Origin of the sequence: Pseudomonas atagonensis (assembly GCF_011369485.1) — a bacterium.
Lineage (GTDB): Bacteria > Pseudomonadota > Gammaproteobacteria > Pseudomonadales > Pseudomonadaceae > Aquipseudomonas > Aquipseudomonas atagonensis.
The window spans coordinates 315,107-333,845 of sequence record NZ_VXCA01000025.1 but is presented as its reverse complement, the minus strand read 5'-3'; the positions used below and the strand labels follow the sequence as shown (position 1 = coordinate 333,845).

Annotated in this window: 13 protein-coding genes; all 13 read left to right on the top strand. The window is 55.2% G+C overall.

Going from position 1 to position 18,739, the window contains the following annotated elements:
• The first annotated feature begins 5 nt into the window (after positions 1 to 5).
• Positions 6 to 881 carry a type IVB secretion system protein IcmH/DotU gene (gene icmH / locus F2P67_RS17125; RefSeq protein ID WP_166221886.1) on the top strand — a complete coding sequence of 292 codons (876 nt, stop codon included), beginning with the start codon at positions 6 to 8 and terminating at the stop codon, positions 879 to 881.
• Between the two features lie 13 nt (positions 882 to 894).
• Positions 895 to 4,434 carry a type VI secretion system membrane subunit TssM gene (gene tssM, locus F2P67_RS17120; protein WP_166221884.1) on the top strand — a complete coding sequence of 1,180 codons (3,540 nt, stop codon included), beginning with the start codon at positions 895 to 897 and terminating at the stop codon, positions 4,432 to 4,434.
• Entirely contained in the window at positions 4,434 to 5,162 is a 729-nt protein-coding gene (locus F2P67_RS17115; RefSeq protein WP_166221882.1) for a PP2C family protein-serine/threonine phosphatase, read from the top strand. Before tssM ends, F2P67_RS17115 begins: the two co-directional genes overlap by 1 nt.
• Complete coding sequence (locus F2P67_RS17110) at positions 5,159 to 6,160, top strand: serine/threonine-protein kinase (RefSeq protein WP_166221880.1); 1,002 nt, start codon at positions 5,159 to 5,161, stop codon at positions 6,158 to 6,160. The genes F2P67_RS17115 and F2P67_RS17110 overlap by 4 nt, the downstream gene beginning before the upstream one ends.
• A gap of 28 nt (positions 6,161 to 6,188) precedes the next feature.
• Positions 6,189 to 8,231, top strand: coding sequence for a type VI secretion system Vgr family protein (locus F2P67_RS17105; RefSeq protein ID WP_166221878.1), 2,043 nt, complete (start codon positions 6,189 to 6,191; stop codon positions 8,229 to 8,231).
• Positions 8,232 to 8,282: 51 nt separating this feature from the next.
• The gene (locus tag F2P67_RS17100; protein ID WP_166221876.1) at positions 8,283 to 10,988 is read left to right on the top strand and encodes a hypothetical protein; all 2,706 of its coding nucleotides are present in this window, start codon (positions 8,283 to 8,285) and stop codon (positions 10,986 to 10,988) included.
• A 28-nt stretch (positions 10,989 to 11,016) separates the two neighbouring features.
• Complete coding sequence (locus F2P67_RS17095; protein ID WP_246226515.1) at positions 11,017 to 11,538, top strand: hypothetical protein; 522 nt, start codon at positions 11,017 to 11,019, stop codon at positions 11,536 to 11,538.
• 196 nt (positions 11,539 to 11,734) lie between these two features.
• Positions 11,735 to 12,871 carry a lysozyme inhibitor LprI family protein gene (locus tag F2P67_RS17090; protein WP_166221872.1) on the top strand — a complete coding sequence of 379 codons (1,137 nt, stop codon included), beginning with the start codon at positions 11,735 to 11,737 and terminating at the stop codon, positions 12,869 to 12,871.
• 128 nt (positions 12,872 to 12,999) lie between these two features.
• Complete coding sequence (locus tag F2P67_RS17085) at positions 13,000 to 13,929, top strand: tetratricopeptide repeat protein (RefSeq protein ID WP_166221870.1); 930 nt, start codon at positions 13,000 to 13,002, stop codon at positions 13,927 to 13,929.
• 248 nt (positions 13,930 to 14,177) lie between these two features.
• A complete protein-coding gene (locus tag F2P67_RS17080; protein ID WP_166221868.1) occupies positions 14,178 to 15,062 on the top strand; it encodes a tetratricopeptide repeat protein in 885 nt (294 codons plus the stop codon).
• Between the two features lie 161 nt (positions 15,063 to 15,223).
• A complete protein-coding gene (locus tag F2P67_RS17075; protein ID WP_246226514.1) occupies positions 15,224 to 15,772 on the top strand; it encodes a hypothetical protein in 549 nt (182 codons plus the stop codon).
• A 150-nt stretch (positions 15,773 to 15,922) separates the two neighbouring features.
• Entirely contained in the window at positions 15,923 to 17,275 is a 1,353-nt protein-coding gene (locus F2P67_RS17070) for a lysozyme inhibitor LprI family protein (protein WP_166221866.1), read from the top strand.
• 67 nt (positions 17,276 to 17,342) lie between these two features.
• The gene (locus F2P67_RS17065) at positions 17,343 to 18,737 is read left to right on the top strand and encodes a TIGR01777 family oxidoreductase (protein WP_166221864.1); all 1,395 of its coding nucleotides are present in this window, start codon (positions 17,343 to 17,345) and stop codon (positions 18,735 to 18,737) included.
• Positions 18,738 to 18,739: the final 2 nt, after the last annotated feature.

The following is an 18,739-nucleotide window of genomic DNA, read 5'->3' as shown; positions in this document are numbered from 1 at the left end:
CCGACATGATCAAGGAAACGGAATACAGCCAGGACGACAAAACGGTCCTGCTCGACCGTCAGGGCCACGGACCGGCGTCGAGTCCGCTGACCGACTTCGCCGCGCCACCGCGCTTCGAGCAACTGGAAGAACGCATGATCTACGCCGCGCGCGTGCGCCCGGCGGAGGCGTTCAACATCAGCCTCAACTCGCTGGTGGCGGCGTCTTCCGAGCTGCTTTCGGAAGTGGTGCGCCTCAAGCACAGCGACACCCGTGAAGACCTCTACGCGCTCAACGAGCGCCTGACCGCCGGGCTCAAACTGTTTGAAGTGCGCGCCCTGCACAACGGCGCCGAAAGCAGCCAGGTCATGGCCGCGCGATACGTGCTCTGCACCGTGGTCGACGAAGCGGTGGTGACCACGCCGTGGGGCAACGAGAGCGAGTGGTCGCAGATGAGCCTGCTCAGCAGCTTTCACAACGAAACCTTCGGCGGTGAGAAGTTTTTCCAGCTGCTTGATCGGCTGTCGAAAAACCCGGTCAAGCATTTGCCGATGCTTGAGCTGATGTACCTGTGCCTGTCCCTCGGTTTCGAGGGCAAGTACCGCGTGCAGGCACGCGGCATGCTCGAACTCGAAGGCATTCGCGACGCTTTGTACCGGCAGATCCGTCAGTTGCGTGGCGACGTGCCGCGCGAGTTGTCGCCGCACTGGGAAGGCCTCAACGACCAGCGCCGCAGCCTGGTGCGCATCGTGCCGGCGTGGATGGTGGTGTTGTTCACATTCGTTTGCCTGGTGGTGATGTATTCGGGCTTCGCCTGGGTCTTGGGCGAGCAGCGCGACACCGTTCTGCAACCGTATCAGCCGATCGATCCAGCCGCGGTGCAACCGCAGTCGCAGCCGTAAACAGGGACGTGTGATGAAAAAGTTTTTCAAGAAAGTCGGCGCCTTCCTGCGCCAGACCTGGGTCTGGACCTTGCTGCTGGTGCTGTTCGTGGCGCTGCTGGTGTGGTTCGTCGGCCCGTTGTTGGCGGTGGATGACTACAAGTTCTGGGAGAGCCCGACCTCTCGCCTGCTGACCATCGCCGTGCTGTTCCTGATCTGGGGCCTGACCATGGTCTTCGTCAGCTGGCGCGCGGGTATCCGCAAGAAAGCCGTCGAAGAAACCGAGGACGGTCAGGATCGCATTCGTCGCGAAGAACAGATCGACGAAGAGCAGAAAGAGCTGAAGGCACGCTTCAAGGACGCGCTGAAAACCCTCAAGACCTCGAGCCTGTATCGCGGCCGCAGCGAGCGCTGGCGCAGTGACTTGCCGTGGTATCTGCTGATCGGCCCGCAGGCCAGCGGCAAGACCAGCCTGCTGGACTTTTCCGGGCTGGAATTCCCGATCAACAAGATCGACCGCAAGCTGACCCGCGACACCCACGGCACCCGTCACTGCGACTGGTATTTCGCCGACCATGGCGTGCTGATCGACACCGCCGGGCGCTACATGACCCAAGCGGACGCCGAAGTCGACGGCAGTGCCTGGCGCACCTTGCTGGAACTGCTGCGCAAGCGTCGTCGCGGCCGTCCGTTGAACGGCGTACTGGTGACTATTCCGGTGGAAACCCTCACCGGCGGCAGCGAGCAGGACATCGACGCCCTGGCACGCCAGGTGCGTGCGCGCCTGCAAGACGTTTATCAGAAGCTGCACGTCGACGTGCCGGTGTATCTGGTGCTGAGCAAGGCTGACAAGCTGCTGGGCTTCGACGAGTTCTTCGATCAACTGACCCGCGAAGAAAGCGATCAAGTGCTGGGCACCAGTTTCCGCAAGGAACAGGTCGGCACCGACGTCACGGTGCTGCGCAACGAGTTCGAAGAACTGCTGCGTCGCCTCAACAGCCAAGTGATCATGCGCATGCACTCCGAGCGCGACACCCAGCGCCGTGGCCGCATCCTCGACTTCCCGCATCAACTGGGGCAGATCGGCGAGCGCCTGTGCCTGTTCGTCGACATGGCGTTCACCGGCAACCGTTACCAGCGTGCAACGCAACTGCGCGGTTTCTACCTGACCAGCGCACCGCACCTGACCCAGGAAATGGACGCGACCACCGCCGGCATTGGCGCCAGCCTCGGCTTGAATGCCGGTGTACTGCCGACCCTGCGCAGCGGTCGCTCGCGCTTCATTCATCATCTGCTCAGCCAGGTGATTTTCCCCGAGGCCGATCTGGCCGGTCTGGACAAGCGCGAACGCAGCCGCATTCATTGGGGACAGCGTGCGTTGTACGTCGGCGCACTGGCGGCGCTGGCATTGTTCGGCATGCTCTGGGCGGGCGGTTTCTCGGCCAACTACGAGCGGCTGGAAAACCTCCGTTCGCTGGCGCAGAACTGGACTCAGCAGCGTTCGGCACTGACCCCGCGCGATGACGCGATGGGCGTGCTGAAAACCCTCGACACCAGCTACGCCGCAACGCAGGCGTTCCCGAAGAAGGGCGACGTTTCGTACCACGAACGGGGTGGTCTGTATCAGGGCGAAGACGTCAATCCGGTGGTCAAGCAAGCCTACGAGCGCGAGCTTGAAGCGCAACTGCTACCACGGGTCGCGACGATGCTCGAAGGGCAGATCCGCGCCAACATGAAGGACCGCGAAAAGCTGATCAACAGCCTGCGCGCCTACCTGATGCTGAACATGAAGGATCGACGTGATGCGGCCTGGCTCAAAGACTGGGTCGCCACTGACTGGTCGCAGCGCTACACCGGCAACACCGCAGTGCAGAATGGTTTGAGCACGCATCTGGAGCGTCTGCTGAAGCAGCCGTTCATCTACCCGCTGAACGATCAGTTGGTGACGCAGGCACGTCAGGTTCTGCGTGCCGAATCGCTGGCCACCGTGGTTTACCGCATGCTCCGCGAGCAGGCACGCAACCTGCCGGAATACCGTTTCAGCCAGCACCTTGGCCCGCAGGGCTCGCTGTTCATCGGCACCGAATACGTGATTCCGGGGTTCTACACGCAATCCGGTTATCAGCAGTATTTCTCGGTTCAGGGCTCGGCGCTGGTGACCGATATCCTGCGTGACAACTGGGTGCTGGGCGAAGGCGCGGGCATCAGCGACATGGACTTGCGTCGCCTGATGGTCGAACTGGAGCAACTGTACTTCCGCGACTACGCCAACTACTGGAGCGAAGCGGTTGGCCAGGTTGCACTGCCGCCGATCAGCGACGCCGGTGAAGGCGCCGAGCAACTGGCGGGCCTGACCTCGGCCAACTCGCCGGTGCTGGCATTGCTTACCGAAGTACGCGAGAACACGCGCTTCCCGGCAGCCGCCGATCCGGTTGACGAAGCCGGTGATGCTGCCGATGCACTGGCCGGGCAGAAAGGCAAACTGGGCAAGGTCGGCAAACTGGCGTCTGCGGTCGCGGACAAGGCTTCGGCGATGAACGTCGCGAAAAACCTGCCGGACACCGCCAAGAAGTCGCTGCAACGTCGCTTCGAACCGCTGCATCGTTTGCTCGATGATAACAACGGCCCAGCTGCGGATCTGACCCCTGCGCTGAGTGCGCTCAACGACCTGCAACTGCAACTGGCCGGCCTGGCCCGTTCCAGCACGCCGGAGCAAGCCGCGTTCGAACTGGCGAAAACCCGCATGAGCGGCCAGCGCGATGCGCTGACCAACCTGCGTAATGCCTCGAGTCGTCTGCCGCGCCCGCTCAGCGTGTGGTTCAACGTGTTGGCCGAAGACTCGTGGCGTCTGGTGCTCAACGATGCCTACCAATACCTGAACGGTCGTTATCAGAACGAGCTGTACAGCGTGTATGGCAAAACCATCAGCAAGCGTTATCCGTTCAGCGCTTCAAGCACCAGCGACGTGGCGATCAGCGATTTCCGCGAGTTCTTCCGGGCTCAGGGCACCGTCGACCGCTTCTTCGACAGCTACATGCGTCCGTTCGTCAGCGGTGATCCGGGCAACTACCGTATGCGCAGCGTCGACGGTCACAGCCTGCCGGTGTCCAAGGTCTACCTCGATCAGATGGCCGCCGCGCTGACGATTCGTCAGAGCTTCTTCTCGATCAACCCGGCCGAGCCGACCGTGCAGTTCAAACTGGAGCCGTACACCCTCGATCCGGCGGTCAGCCGTTCCGAGTTCAAGTTCGGCGACAAGACCATGGAATACCGCCACGGTCCGATCCTGCCAATGTCGTTCAAATGGCCGACCGATGCTGAAGATGGCCGTACCAGTCTGGTCATGGACAAAATGGCCGGGCGCCCGATCGGCATCGAGAAAAACTCCGGCCCATGGTCGCTGTTCCGCCTGTTCGACCTGATGCAGACCGAGTACCTGAGCGGTCGCGACGTGCTGGTGCTGAAAGCCGACGTGGGCGGCCTGCGCGCCAACTACCTGCTGACCAGCCAGCGCACGCCGAACCCGTTCGACATGGGCGTACTGCGCACCTTCCGTATGCCGGTGCAGCTCTGATGCTGCTGGCCAGTACCTGGCGCAGCGCGGCGCGCACCGACCCGGGCAAGGTGCGGGCGCGCAACGAAGATGCCTTCCTCGACTCGCCACAGCAGGGGCTGTGGGTGGTCGCGGACGGTATGGGCGGTCATCAGGGTGGCGACATCGCCAGCCAGTTGATCGTCGCCAGTCTGGCTGAACTGCCGCAACACGAGGACTTCGACGAACGCCTCAAAGCCATCCGCCAGTGCCTGCACTGGCTGAACCGGCGTCTGGGGCAGGAGTTGACGGTGACCGCCGGGCGTCACGACAGCATCATGGGCAGCACCGTCGTGGCGCTGCTGGTGGAAGGCAATCGCGCGGCCTGCATCTGGGCCGGCGACAGCCGTTGCTACATGTGGCGCGGGCAGCGGCTGTATCAGCTGTCCAAGGATCATTCGCTGCAGCAGCAACTGATCGACGAACAGCAAATGAGCGTCGAACAAGCGGCAGCGCACCCGGCGGCTCAGGCGTTGACCCGGGCCGTCGGTGCCGCCGAACAACTGACCCTGGATGTGCTGGAACTCGAGGTGTATCCGGGCGATGCGTTTTTGCTTTGCAGCGATGGTTTGTATCAGGGCCTGAGCAGCGATGCCCTCGGCAACGCCCTCAGCCTCAGCGCGCCGCACGTGGCGCTGGAACGTTTGTTCGACGGCGCCCTGCGCGGCGCCGCGCGCGACAACCTGACTGCCGTGGTGATCCGCCAATGAGCCAGATCGAATCGCCAATCGATGACTTGCTGATGAGCGAAGAGCAGGCCAACAACCTGACCTACTTCGCCTTCGCCAAGGAGAACAAAGCAGAACCTTTGCTGGCGCCGACCAAGGCCAGCATCGGTGCACTGCCGGATGTACTCGCCGGTCGCTACCACCTTGAGCGCTTGCTCGGGGCCGGAGGCATGGGCGCCGTTTACCGGGCGCGGGATCTGCTGCACGAACAGTTTGGTGATCCCGACCCTTACATCGCGCTGAAAATCCTCAGCGAAGAATTTGCCGAATCGCCGGACGCCAGTGCCTTGCTCTACAGCGAGTTCGCCCTGACCCGACGCCTGCGCCACGACAACGTTGTGCGCGCACACACCTTTGAAGTCGACACCGATTGCCAGCGGGCCTTCATCACCATGGAATACATGCGTGGCCTGACCCTGGACAAATTGCTCTGCGAGCGGCCCCTCGGCCTGCCGTGGAAAGAACTGCGTGACATCGCGCTGCCGCTGCTCGACACGCTGGCCTACGCCCACGGTCGTGGCGTGCTGCACGGTGACATGAAACCGAGCAACGTCATGCTCAGCGAAGACGGCCTGCGCCTCTTCGACTTCGGCCTGGGTCAGGCAGAGGAGGGCGTGTTGCCCGGTCTGCCGCACCTGAGCCGCGAGCGTTTCAATGCCTGGACCCCGGGCTACGCCGCCCCCGAACTGCTTGAGGGCCAACCGTTGTCGGCCAGCGCGGACGTGTACGGTGTGGCCTGCGTGATCTATGAACTGGCGAGCGGCAAACACCCGTTCCGCCGCTTGCCCTCGACCCAGGCCCGCGACGAGCACCTGGAGCGCGAACTGCAAGCCCCGAAAAACTTACCGAAATACTGTTGGCCAGCGCTGCAAACGGCGCTGAGCTTCGATGCGGCAGCGCGCACCATCACTGCCGAACAACTGCGTGACGCCTTGGGCGCCACTTCATCCTGGCTGCAACGTCTGCGGTTTCGGGCGTAACGGATGACATTCGAACAGGGAGCACACAATGTTCAACTCAGCTAACGAGACCCACTTCAGCCTGACGGTGGAAGACTATGTCGGCGACCTGCAAGTGCTGTCGTTCACCGGCACCGAAGGCATCAGCCAGCCGTTTCGCTTCGACCTCGAACTGGTCAGCGAAAACCCTGACCTGGACCTGGAACAGCTGCTGCACAAGCAGGCATTTCTCGCGTTCGATCCACAGGGCTCGGGCATTCGCGGGCAGATCTACCGCGTCGCCCAGGGCGATGCCGGCAAACGCCTGACCCGCTACAAAGTGTCGATGGTGCCGCAACTGCAATACCTGCATCACCGCACCAACCAGCGTATCTACCAGCAGATGTCAGCGCCGAAAATCATCGCGCTGATCCTCGAAGAGCACGGCATCAAAGGCAACGCCTACAGCTTCCAGCTCAGCCAACCGTGCCCGGATCGCGACTACTGCGTTCAGTACGACGAAACTGACCTGCACTTCGTCCAGCGCCTGTGCGAAGAGGAAGGCATTCACTACCACTTCCAGCACACCCCGAAAGGCCACCTGCTGGTGTTCGGCGACGACCAGACCGTATTCCAGAAGCTCGGCCAGCCAACTGCTTATGTGCAGGGCAGCGGCATGGTCGCCGACGAACCGGTGATCAAAGGCTTCAAGCTGCGCCTGGAAACCCGTACCGGCCGCGTCACCCGTCGCGACTACGACTTCGAAAAACCGCGCCTGCAAATGGAAGCCGCGTACAAGCCTGACGGCGAGAGCACTGAACCGGATCTGGAAGACTATGACTACCCGGGTCGCTTCATTGATCGCGCACGCGGCAAGTTCCTCAGCCAGCGCGCCCTCGAACGCCACCGCGCCGACTACCGTCAGGCCGAAGGTCGCGGCGACCAGACCAAACTGGTCAGCGGCCACTTCATGGAAATGTCCGACCACCCGCGCAGCGAGTGGAACGACCTGTGGCTGCTCACCGAAATCTTCCACGAAGGCAAACAGCCGCAAGTCCTCGAAGAAGGCGTGACCAGCGACACCACCGACAACAAAGACGACTTCCACCAGGGCTACCGCAACACCTTCCTCGCCACCCCGTGGGACGTGTTCTACCGCCCGGCCCTCGAACACCCGAAACCGCGCGTGCTCGGCAGCCAGACCGCCATGGTCACCGGCCCCAAAGGCGAAGAAATCCACTGCGACCAATACGGCCGCATCAAAGTGCAATTCCACTGGGACCGCGAAGGCCAGGCCGACGACAAGACCAGCTGCTGGCTACGCGTTTCCAGCTCCTGGGCCGGCGACCGATACGGCGCCATCTCCATCCCGCGCATCGGCATGGAAGTCCTCGTCACCTTCCTCGAAGGCGACCCCGACCAACCGCTGGTCACCGGCTGCCTGTACCACAAGGAAAACCCGGTGCCGTACGCCTTACCGGCGAACAAAACCCGCAGCGTCTTCAAAACCCTCAGCTCCCCGGGTGGCGGTGGCTACAACGAACTGCGCATCGAAGACAAGAAAGGCGCCGAGCAGATCTACATTCACGCCCAGCGCGATTGGGATGAAAACGTCGAGCACGACCAGAAGATCCGCGTCGGCAACGAACGCCACGATACGGTGGTGAAGAACACCTACACCGAGCTCAAGGCCGAAGAACATCGCACCACGGTGTCCGACCGCAAGGTTGAAGCGAAGGTGGATGACCACCTCACGGTCGGGCAGAACCAGCATGTGAAGCTGGGCACGGCACAGCTGACCAGCGTGGGGAAAGAGATTCACCTCAAGGCTGGGGACAAGATTGTCATTGAGGCCGGCTCCGAGCTGACGATTCTCGGCGGTGGCAGTTTCATCAAGCTGGATGGCGGTGGTGTGACCGTGGTTGGGCCGGTGGTGAAGATCAATGCCGGCGGTTCGGCCGGGTCGGGCACTGGCATCGGGATCAAACCGCCGGTGCTGCCGGGGGCGGCGGATAAGGATAAGGCGGGGAGTTTGATGGATCAGGCGTTGTTGAATGCGTCTGAGGAACAGGTCAAACGCAAACCGAAGCGCATGCTCAATTTTTCCGGGTAAGACATCGACGGCAATCCAAGCCACCAGGGATCAGAATTCAGGTAATTGGTCATGACAGAGACAACGAACAAAATTCAAAAATGGTCGTATCCCCTGAAAGTGGGCACCGGCGAAGCGACAGATCCGCAGCAATTCTACAAGGCGTTAGCCAAAGCCAAAGATGGTTACTACCCTTTAGGAGCCAATGGTCTTTGGCATGGTGGCGTTCATTTCGATGAGGCTTCGGGATTGGTGCAGGATTTGACCGAAGTCAGGTGCATCGCCGACGGCGAAGTAGTTGCTTATCGAATTGATAGCGCTTACCCGAAATCCGTCTACGGTACGGTTGAGTCTGCATTTTCGACTGGTTTTGTTTTGGTCAAACACCGTTTGGAGGTACCGGTGCAGCCTGCATCCCCAGCTCCAGCAGGATCGGCCGCAGCGGCACCAACACCAGGTCCCGGTCTGACGTTTTTCAGTCTTTACATGCATTTATTGCAGTGGAAGAACTACGAAGAAACTCCGGCATTGCCAAGGCCAGCCTTTTGGGGGGGTGGTGCGTTACAGGTCAAAACAACGGCCGACGACGAAATCCTCGGTTTGCGAGTTCGTCAGGAACCGCGTGGTAAGCCGGGGTACGCAACCGTCTTGACGGTTTTGAACCGGGGTACGGTGGTCGAGACGGGCGAAGAACAAAATGGTTGGCTCAAAGTGGTCAGCGTCACGCCGGCTAACACCGATCTTCTGCCCGGTGCAGGCTGGGTCTTCAAACGAGAAATGACGGTGGGTCCGACACCCAACACTTACGTCATTGGCACCTCTGCAAAAGACCCGATGGATCCACCTCAAAAAGGTCTCGTTGTTCGCGCTTCTGCAAGCCAGTCAGGCGCTGCTAAAGCCATTTTGCCCCACGGCACGCAAGTCAGAGTCGGCAGCGACGGGACGCGTGGCAAGTACCAGAAACTGTTGGAGATCGTCAGCGGGAATGCTGTTCCTCCGCTGGCACCTGCCGAGGTGCTTGGGTATGTCTGGGAGGGGCACCTTGAAGGCAAAAGTGAGCCGGCCGCAAAGGACGCTGTGCATGTTCTGACAACGCCGTTTCCGATTACGGCGGGGAGTCTGATCGGGCACGTAGGCAAATATCAGAACCATTCGGATTCGGCCCCAAAAAATCTGCTGCACGTTGAGGTTTTTAGCTGCGAAGACGTAAAGGCATTCACCGAGTTGAGTAAAGAAAAAGCGGCGGGAATGCCTGCCGCTGGAAAAACGCTGGTCAAAATTCCGAAAGGCAGCGCGTTGGTCACTCACACGCAAGGAATGAGTGCAACTACACCTCCGCAAGTGACCGATCCCCACAAAAAGGTTGGATATGACTTCTTTATCCCAGTCGGGGTGTTGGAAGCGCTGCCCGCTGAAAAAAAGATAAAGGTTCCTGTTGTGATGGGTGGAACCACTACCTATACGCTTTGGTGGCGTCTGGATGGGTTGCTGGGGGATGCTGAAGGGAATGAAATCAGTGGTTGGTTTGCAGAGCCAGATACTGCGTTGTCACGCCATTCACCGTTTGAGTGGGAGGGTTTTAGCTTTATAGATGAGGCAGGGAGTAACGTAGATCATTTGGCCGCGTTTCTTCATGCACAGGAAAGTCTTAGTGAGGAAGAGCAAGTTAACTATCAGCCTAATATCGGCAACGCCGAAGAGGGTTCTACAAAGCAAAACCTTTATAAAATTCTAGACAGAAACGGTGATAAAAAGCTCACGCCTTCGGAAATAAAGGAGGCTTTGAGCAAACCATGGTTCGCACAGCCGATTTCTCAGATGGTTACACGCTATGAAAACGAGTGGCAATTCAAACAGGAAAAATGGGATTCTCTTGATGAATTGATGGGTCACAGTGAGTCAGAGCCACATAATGAATGGATTGAAGAAAAGGCAAGAATTAAGAAGTTGAGCTGGTGGGACAAACTTGTCGGACAACATGGAATTACCAGTGATACAAATGTTCGGCATGTTCACCCGATTGCACTTATCGGAAATTTCACTGCTCCACGTGATCTGATTACCTTGGAAATGCTTAGGGCTGCTAACCCAGCAGGGGCGGAGGCACATCATTCGAGTATTTTGCCGTATCTCAATAAGTATGCTGCGGCGTATAAGCTTGAGCAACCTAAAGCTATTGCGCATTTTCTTTCCCAAGTTGGTCATGAAAGTCAATTCAGGATTATTGAAGAGGGCTTGAATTATAGTGCCCGACAAATGAAGAAAACCTATGGGTGCCGACGGCATAACAATGTGAATGGCTATAATGAGCAAACGGATAGCTGCGATTTTGGTGTGTTGAGAAGCAAGCTTTGGTCCGAAACAAGTCATTACGCGATGAACGCTGAAAATCTTGCCAGTTACGTTTACGCGGATCGAATGGGTAATGGCAATGAGGCTAGTCGAGACGGCTATCGATATCGTGGCCGTGGCATGCTACAGGTAACCGGAAAATCCGAGTATCAACGGTTTACTAATGTGCATAATCAGCGAAATCCGTCGGATATTCAGGATTTCGTGGCCAATCCAGATCTGCTGATTTCCTCAACCGAATATGGTGTTGAGTCCGCTTTTGTCTTCTGGTTTACCAAAACCGGACAGGGAGGCACGAAGTTGTGCGAAGTCGCCAAGGCAGGCAGTGTGGCTGACGTAACACAAATGGTGAACGGCGGTCAGAACGGGTATACGGACAGAAACAATAGATACCAAGCCCTTGCTGCACTAATGAATATCAACTAAGAGGTCATTTGCTATGCTCCGTTTTTGCATGTTTGCTTTCGTTTTTCTTATAGCAAGCTCCAGCAGCGCGCAAGATGTAGATTACCTTCAGGGGCGAGTGATACAGGGCCCGTTTAAAACTAATGTTGTAAAGGGAGGGGAACTCTCCTTCTTACAGACAGGGAACGCAGAATTTCCGGTTTCTCTGGTTTTAGATGTTGTTGGTGCCGATAATAAAAAAAATAGAAGCCTTGTTGATAAATATGATGTGGCAGGCTCGGATCCAAAAATCGAGTCGATTTTCTTTTACCCAGTAAAAGGTAAGAAAAATGTACTTGTTTTGGTTTCTTGGGAAATCACGAGCAGAGGAATTGGAACGTACGGAACCCTTTATCAAGTTTATGGGTATGAAAAAAGTTCGGGGAATAAATTGGTTTTGAATAAGCTTGTCAGGTTTGATAAGAGTTTGAGTGGGATGGAAGGGTATCAAGAAGGTGAGGAGCAGCATTTCCCTTATGTTAATGCAGGGTTGATAAAGATCTATATTGATAAAGTGATCGGCTCTAAATAGTTTAAGATAATCCTGGCAATAAAAGGGAGCGGATATTGTTTGGCTCAATCCGACTCCTTGTCTAGCTATATTCCACGCCTTGATTCTTTATGGTCAATGCTAGCGTAGCCCGACGAAATGCGATGGGAAGGGCTTATTTGTCGCGCTCCGAAAGGTTTAACATTTGAAATTTGTATCACCCGTTGGGACTTTATTAATGGCTGAATCAATGAGGAACATATTTCCAATTTCTGGGATTTTATCGTTGGCCTGTTTGCTTTTTAGTACGGTTGCGCATTCCGCGAGTTTCGATTGCGGTAAGGCTTCAACGGACGTAGAAAAGAAAATTTGTAATTCTCCATCTTTGTCCATAATGGATGAAAAATTGAGTGAGTTTTTCAAGCCGTTAAAGAGTCGACGGGCTTTTCAAATAATCGAAAGCGATTGGCTGGAGTCGGAGCGTAATGCTTGTGAGTCAGATGAGTGCTTAGAGGATGCTTATGCTCAGCAGATACAGTTTCTGTCGCCGATCTTTATTGCGCCTAGGCCGACCCAGAAAGATATTAAGTTGATGTTGGGTGATAAGCCATATACGCAGTCTGAGCGCTCATGGAAAGTCGTTGACTTAGCATGGCTTCCGAATGAAAAGGGGGTTGTCGAACGATTTGTAATCTCCGCCGAAACAATTTCAGGCATGTTGCATGTCATCGTATTTGAGGGGCATTTTGATCCAGAGATGATTGCGTACAGGGGCAATCTTTATGAGTATGTTGATCGCAATGACAGGCAAGTTCTGCACACGATTGCGAAAGATATCGGCTTTGATGGTGCTCTGAGCTTGGGTTCGAACGACGAAGGCAAAAGGTTTGCGGGAACTCTGGATGGGTCGTTTTACTATCGGCAGCAGCTTTCGAAAAATCAGTTGCGGGGGATGGTTTATAGACTCGGCTCCAAGCTGCAGCCGGTTGAAAGCAGTTTGTTGTTTCAGCAGTGGCCAAATACTGATGAAAATGCTGTGAGTGGTTTGACATTCGGCTGGGGTGGTGAGTATGGAAAGTTGCAAGCGTATTATTCGCATACCCCAGGGTATGAAACGATAGCTCCGGTTGGTCAGCCGGATGCTGGTTGGAATATTTATAATCCAATTTGGAGCAAATCAAGGCCGACGTTTTATTTCAAGAATGGCGATCAAACTGTTTGGCGTGCCAATGTTGCGGATAAGACGCTAACGAAAATTGCGAGGGCCAGTGATGAAGGAATGATTCAGAATCCTACGCCTATCGATGTTAACGGTCGCGAAGCGATCGTTTATCTGAATGGATCTACTCTGAAAATGGCTATCTCACCTGAATAATGAAATGGGGACAGACCACGTTTTATTAATGATCCGAAAAACGGGTGAAATGCGTGAAACCGTGGTCTGTCCCCATTTACCTTTACCGTCCCATTTACCCGCATCCTTGCACTTGGGGGGGCATTATGATGAGAATTGCAGTTTTTTTTGTTTTCGTGTTCATGGCAACAGTGGCAAGTGCAAACTCTAGCTGCGAGGCTGATCTAAATGGGGATGGAGTCTGCGATTCGTATAGTGTTAGCCCGCTCGAGGATGACGGTACAGTTTCGCGAATCACTATCGATATAGGCGGGAGCGACAAGTCAGTTTCAGGGGATTTTGAACTTGGAGATGGAGGGCTGTCAGTAGGTTATCTCCCAGGCGAATTCTCGTTGTTGCTGGATTTTTATACTCGTAATACTGATCTTACGCAGTATAGTTTTAGATGGAGCTCTGCGCAGAAAGATTGGGTACTCTATAAAAAATCTACATGGGTTGAACCCAGTAGGGATGAAAAGTATACCTTGGGTGGTGAGAAGGTACCAATTGAAGCTTTGTTTCCGCAGCAGTTTGATGTTCAGCGTATAGCGTGTTGCACGCTGTTTTCTCAGTTCTCTGAAAATGGGCCTAATTTTAGTTCTTTGAATGATGAGGCTCAGCTTGTAGAAGTCAGGAAAGATTTTAAATACATCCTTGGTAAGCTTCCTCAGGGCGAAAAAGGAGAGTTGTTTTATGGGGTCGATGATGGCGGTAATAAAGTAAGAAGGAGCATTCCCCAGGAGCTGGTGTATGAGCTGGCTTTGATAGTGTCCGATGATAATGTCGGGCCGCTAAATGATTATGCCTATTATTTGTATCGTAATAAAAATAGCGTTTTAGCTGCTTTGCTTTTGAAGGAGATTCATAGAAAATTCCCGGAGAGAGTCGTTGCAATATTGAATTTGGCAGATGCGTATTGGGATATAGGTATGAAGTCCGACGCGTGCCCGCTTTATAAAGAATATATCGCTAAAATGACAAAAAACGGAAAGGGTGGACGTATTCCACAGTCGGCTAAATCTCGAGAAAGCTGTAGTTGATACGACCAATAGTAGGGATGGGAACAGATCACGTTTTTAGTAATTATCAGAAAAACGTGGTCTGTCCCATTTCCACCAAACAGGATGAATAATTTTATCGCGAATTCTTACGCGACCCGAACGGAAGCTAATATTTCTCTCCACGTAGCCGATGTTTCCACGAAGGTGAACGGCGGAACGATCGGTTTGGCTGAAAGGGTAGCTTTGTTTAATAATCTTCGTGGAATGGTCGAGTCGGAGCTGAATTAATGAAGAAAATTATTCTGTGTCTATTTTTGGGATATTCGGCTGTATCATCGGCGGAAAGTAAGGTCTATACCTTGGATCCTGTTTTCAACACGGCTAGAAAAGTAGAGCTCGAAACGGTCGGAGGCGCTCGCGGGCAAACTCTAAAGGGAAAACTTATAGATCTGAATGGAAAGAGCCATGAAATTCCAGATGCCTGTGAACCTGAGGGCGGTGACGCCGAACTGAATGACGCCTTCACGGTTAAAGGCAAAAAACCATATTTTTTGTTTACGTGTGTATGGCCTGTTCAGCATTCGGGTATCGGAATGAATGGAAAACAGTTTGAGACCTTTGTTTACACGGCGAGCGACTTGACTTCACTCGAGAAAATACAAACGATCTCACAGAGTTTGTCCGCCTATGAGGGTAGCCTTGAGGACGGCGGCAACAGCTATGCTTGGTATACGCAACGTAAGCTTGCCATTGAAAAAATAACTGAAATTGAATCTGGCAAAGCTGCTGACTCTCTGGTGTTGGCGCATGACATTGTTTTAGTCCGTTTGAAGGACATGGATTATGATGCTATTAAGTCTTACTTGAGTCCTGAACGGTTGGAACAGTTGAAGTCGGATTATCCTCTCGGGTCTTCTACCGTCGTTGCCTACAATGATTTTGGTTATGCTTTGGCACAGGCGGGTGAGTACGACAAGGCTTATCAGATATTGGCGCAGGTCGAAAACAGTTTTCCTGACAGAGTTGTCCTGAAACTTAATATTGCGGATGTGTTGTGGGAAATGGATAAGTCCCGATCCGCCGCCTATTACAAGAGTTATGTTGACCTGATGACTAAAGCCGGAAAAGCAAAGCTTATTCCTGCGAAGGCTTTCGAGCGAAGTGGCGGGTAATGAGTTGAGTGGGGGCGGGTTACATTTCAGAGGCAGAGCATGGACTGGCCCCCATATTCATAACTTAAAAGTCAGGGCAGGTATATTGGGTGTGTTCGAAATCTTTCGTGTGATAGGGATGTTGATTTCAAGCAATAGCTACCTCGCGAGCATCAATCAAAATGCGATCCAGTATTTTTCATTTTTACATGTTTGTTGTTGTCTTTTTTTTGGTGAGCTCCAGCAGTGCGCAAGATGTAGACTACCTTCAGGGTGAAGTGATTCAGGGACCGTATAAAACTAACCTTATAAAGGGAGGGGAACTTTCGTTCTTAAAGGTAAAGAGTGCAGAGTATCCGATTTCTTTGGTTCTTGATGTTGTCGGCAGCAATAATGGAGAAGGTAGAAGCCTTGTTGATAAGTATGATGTGGCAGGCTCTGATCCAAAAATTGAATCAATCTTCTTTTACCCAGTAAGGGGTAAAAAGAACGTAATAGTTTTGGTTTCCTGGGAGATTACAAGCAGGGGGATTGGAACGTACGGAACCCTTTATCAGATTTATGGTTATGAAGAAACCGCTGAAGACAAATTGGCCGTGAACAAGCTTGTCAGGTTCGATAAGAATTTAAGTGGGATGGAAGGATATCAAGAAGGCGAGGAGCAACATTTTCCCTATATTAACGCGGGCTTGATAAAAGGCTATCTTGATAGGGTGGTTGATTTTAAGTAACTCAAAAGGCAGTTCTATGAAAGAGTGCATTTTGTATGGCCCAATCATATCCACGTCTTTGATGTTCTCGCGCTTTAATGCGTGACAAGCCGTGTTTCTCGTTGCCCGACTAGACATCTATAACTTCTGAATGACTCAAGGAAGAACACCGTGAACCGTTTTGTTTTTACCCTGCTGGCCTCGCTGTTGCTCCCCGTCTCGGCGGTGTACGCGCAGGACGACTGCAGCCATGTCACCTCAAGCCTGGAAATGGTGCCCTGCTCGGAGGCGGCGAAGAAGGCTGCCGATACGCAGTTGAATGTCAGCTACAAGCAGCTAATGACGCGACTTGAGTCTGACTATCGAGCGGATCCGGCATTGGGCGCGGAGTACGCTGCGAAGGTTAAAGAGTCGCAACGTGCGTGGCTGAAATTGCGCGATGCGAATTGTCCGTTGGAGGCATTCGAGATCGAGACGGGGATGCCGGCGCATGTGTTCGCGGTCAACTCGTGCATCGCCAGAATGAGTCGTGAGCGCTCGGCGTATCTGGACAAGATTGCGCCTGGTCAACCTGAGCAGTCATCCGATAAAAGCGTTGCGTGCCCATCTGACGACTTCATGCCGTTCCTTGCAGCATTTTCTGCCGATGGCCAATCACAGCGCAGGTTTACGGCGTTGACGGTCAAATCGCTCGCGTTGAAACCGACAGCCGAAGCCGGTCGTTTCGAACCGATCGTTACGGGTGTGAAGGGGGCCGAGTTGGGCTATCCGTTAATGGCACCCATCCCCTCCCGCAAGATTCTGGGAGTCAAGATACAAGAACTCGACGATAGCCATTCCATCGTTGTGGATAAGCGCGCAGGTTGGAGCCACGTCAAAGTCTTCAACTTTTCGCGGCAGGCCTGTTGGGTGCTTGAAGGCGTTGAAGACTGGTCGATCAGTAATAAAGATCTGATCGTTGCGAGCAAGCCCAAGCTGAGCAAGGAAGAGAATTTCTGTTACCAACGTGCCGAGGCGTTCGAAGCATTGGGGGCTCCGGAAGATCAACCGCTCACGGTCGAATTGTTTGAAGCCACGTTGGAAAACCTGTTGTGCGCAGCACGCTCTGGAAACCCACTTGCCAGTTACAAAGCTGCCATTCTGAGTCTCTCGGGTATGGCGCCGCAGGTGCCGACGGACACGCTGGAGTCTTTATTCAAAGCAGCAGCCACTACGTTGCCCAACGGTGCGATGGGGCTTTCCGAGTTTTACTGTGACGGTAACGAGCTTACCTTCGACGGGCCCTGCAAAGATCCCGCACTCGCAGAGCAAGCGCTGATGGGCGCTGTGAAAATGGGTAATGCCGTCGCGATCAGCAAGTTGGGATCGACCTTCGCGAGCGGCGAGTGGGGCACCAAAGACCCCTCCCGAGCCATGGCCTGCTATCAACTGTCTCTCGCCCAGGGCTACGAAAACGCGAACTTGGGTCTGGAGCATCTGAAGAAGAATTCCACCACTGAAATCAAACCCAGTTATTGCTTCTGACAGCCCCCGAAGCCGGACGATTTTCCTTTAAACTCCCCACCCCCAAGGAATGCGCTCAGGACACGGAATGCCAGCCCCCTCTACCTCGCTTCGCCCAGCATTCGTGCTTTGGCTATACGCCGCCGCAATCGTGCACATACTTGCCGGCCTCACCCTGACATGGGCCGGTCATTCCGGATTACTCGACGGCTATCTGCACACCCTCGAACTCGCATTCTGGGGCGCCGACGCAGTACCCGCCGCCGGCCACGAACAACAGGTCTGGTGGCTCGCGCTGTTCGGCGCGACGCTGCAAAGTTATTCGCTGTACATGCTCGCGCTGGTGCACTTGGGCAATCGCTTGAAAGCCCCGGCAGTCTGGGGCTGGTTGAGCGCCGGCATCCTGTTATGGGCGCCGCAGGATATGTGGCTCTCGGCGCAACAGCAGGTCTGGTCGCACCTGTGGCTCGACGGTTTTGCATTGCTGGTGTTATTGCCGCCGCTGTTCTGGCTGTATCGCCATGACCGCCGAAAATACCCTTCAGTAAAGGCTCCGAGCCAATCCAACCCGTTTGCCGGCGGAGCTTTCAAGCGTGTGCTGATCACTGGCGGCACCGGTTTTATCGGTGAAGCCTTGGTCAATCAATTACTCGACGCGGGCCATTCGGTCAGCGTCCTTACGCGCGATCCGTTGAATGCGGCCAATCTGTTCAACGGCCGAGCCCGCTGTGTGCATTCGCTCAGCGAACTCAGCCACGACGAAACCTTCAACGTAGTGATCAATCTCGCCGGCGCACCCGTCGCCGGCCCACGCTGGACTGCCAAGCGTCAGGCGCAACTGCTCGCCAGCCGAGTCGGCACCACCGAAGCGCTGATGACCTGGCTGAAGAATACCAAGCACAAACCCGCGCTATGGATTCAAGCCTCGGCCATCGGCTACTACGGCGTACGCGATGCCAGCGAAAGCCTCGACGAACACGCCAGCAAGGGCGATGGCTTCATGGCCGAACTCTGTGCGCGTTGGGAATCCGCCGCGCAACCGGCCGCCGAGTTTGGTGTGCGTCACGTGGTGCTACGCCTCGGCGTGGTGTTCGGCCCCGGCGGTGCGTTGACACCGTTGCTGATGCCGTTCCGCTTGGGCTTCGGTGGGCGCATGGGCGATGGTCGGCAGATCCTGAGCTGGGTGCATCGCGACGATGTGCTTCAGGTGATCGCGCGGGCTTTCAACGATGACAGTCTGCGTGGCACCTACAACATTGTGGCGCCCGAAGCGGTCAGTCAGGCCGCGTTCGCCGAACAGGCCGGCAAGGTCCTCAAGCGTCCGGTGTGGTTCCACATTCCCGCCGCGCCATTGCGTGCAATGGCGGGGGAGATGGCGCAGTTGTTTTTCGACGGTCAGCGCGTGGTGCCGAAGCGCTTGACCGAGGCTGGCTACACATTCCGTTTTCCAACCCTCGACGCCGCTCTGCGCGATCTGACCTGAGG

What these genes read in the sequence shown, in the direction of transcription:
- icmH (WP_166221886.1), top strand. Translation starts at nt 6, where the DNA reads ATGATCAAGGAAACGGAATACAGCCAGGACGACAAAACGGTCCTGCTC.
- tssM (WP_166221884.1), top strand. Translation starts at nt 895, where the DNA reads ATGAAAAAGTTTTTCAAGAAAGTCGGCGCCTTCCTGCGCCAGACCTGG.
- F2P67_RS17115 (WP_166221882.1), top strand. Translation starts at nt 4,434, where the DNA reads ATGCTGCTGGCCAGTACCTGGCGCAGCGCGGCGCGCACCGACCCGGGC.
- F2P67_RS17110 (WP_166221880.1), top strand. Translation starts at nt 5,159, where the DNA reads ATGAGCCAGATCGAATCGCCAATCGATGACTTGCTGATGAGCGAAGAG.
- F2P67_RS17105 (WP_166221878.1), top strand. Translation starts at nt 6,189, where the DNA reads ATGTTCAACTCAGCTAACGAGACCCACTTCAGCCTGACGGTGGAAGAC.
- F2P67_RS17100 (WP_166221876.1), top strand. Translation starts at nt 8,283, where the DNA reads ATGACAGAGACAACGAACAAAATTCAAAAATGGTCGTATCCCCTGAAA.
- F2P67_RS17095 (WP_246226515.1), top strand. Translation starts at nt 11,017, where the DNA reads ATGTTTGCTTTCGTTTTTCTTATAGCAAGCTCCAGCAGCGCGCAAGAT.
- F2P67_RS17090 (WP_166221872.1), top strand. Translation starts at nt 11,735, where the DNA reads ATGGCTGAATCAATGAGGAACATATTTCCAATTTCTGGGATTTTATCG.
- F2P67_RS17085 (WP_166221870.1), top strand. Translation starts at nt 13,000, where the DNA reads ATGAGAATTGCAGTTTTTTTTGTTTTCGTGTTCATGGCAACAGTGGCA.
- F2P67_RS17080 (WP_166221868.1), top strand. Translation starts at nt 14,178, where the DNA reads ATGAAGAAAATTATTCTGTGTCTATTTTTGGGATATTCGGCTGTATCA.
- F2P67_RS17075 (WP_246226514.1), top strand. Translation starts at nt 15,224, where the DNA reads ATGCGATCCAGTATTTTTCATTTTTACATGTTTGTTGTTGTCTTTTTT.
- F2P67_RS17065 (WP_166221864.1), top strand. Translation starts at nt 17,343, where the DNA reads ATGCCAGCCCCCTCTACCTCGCTTCGCCCAGCATTCGTGCTTTGGCTA.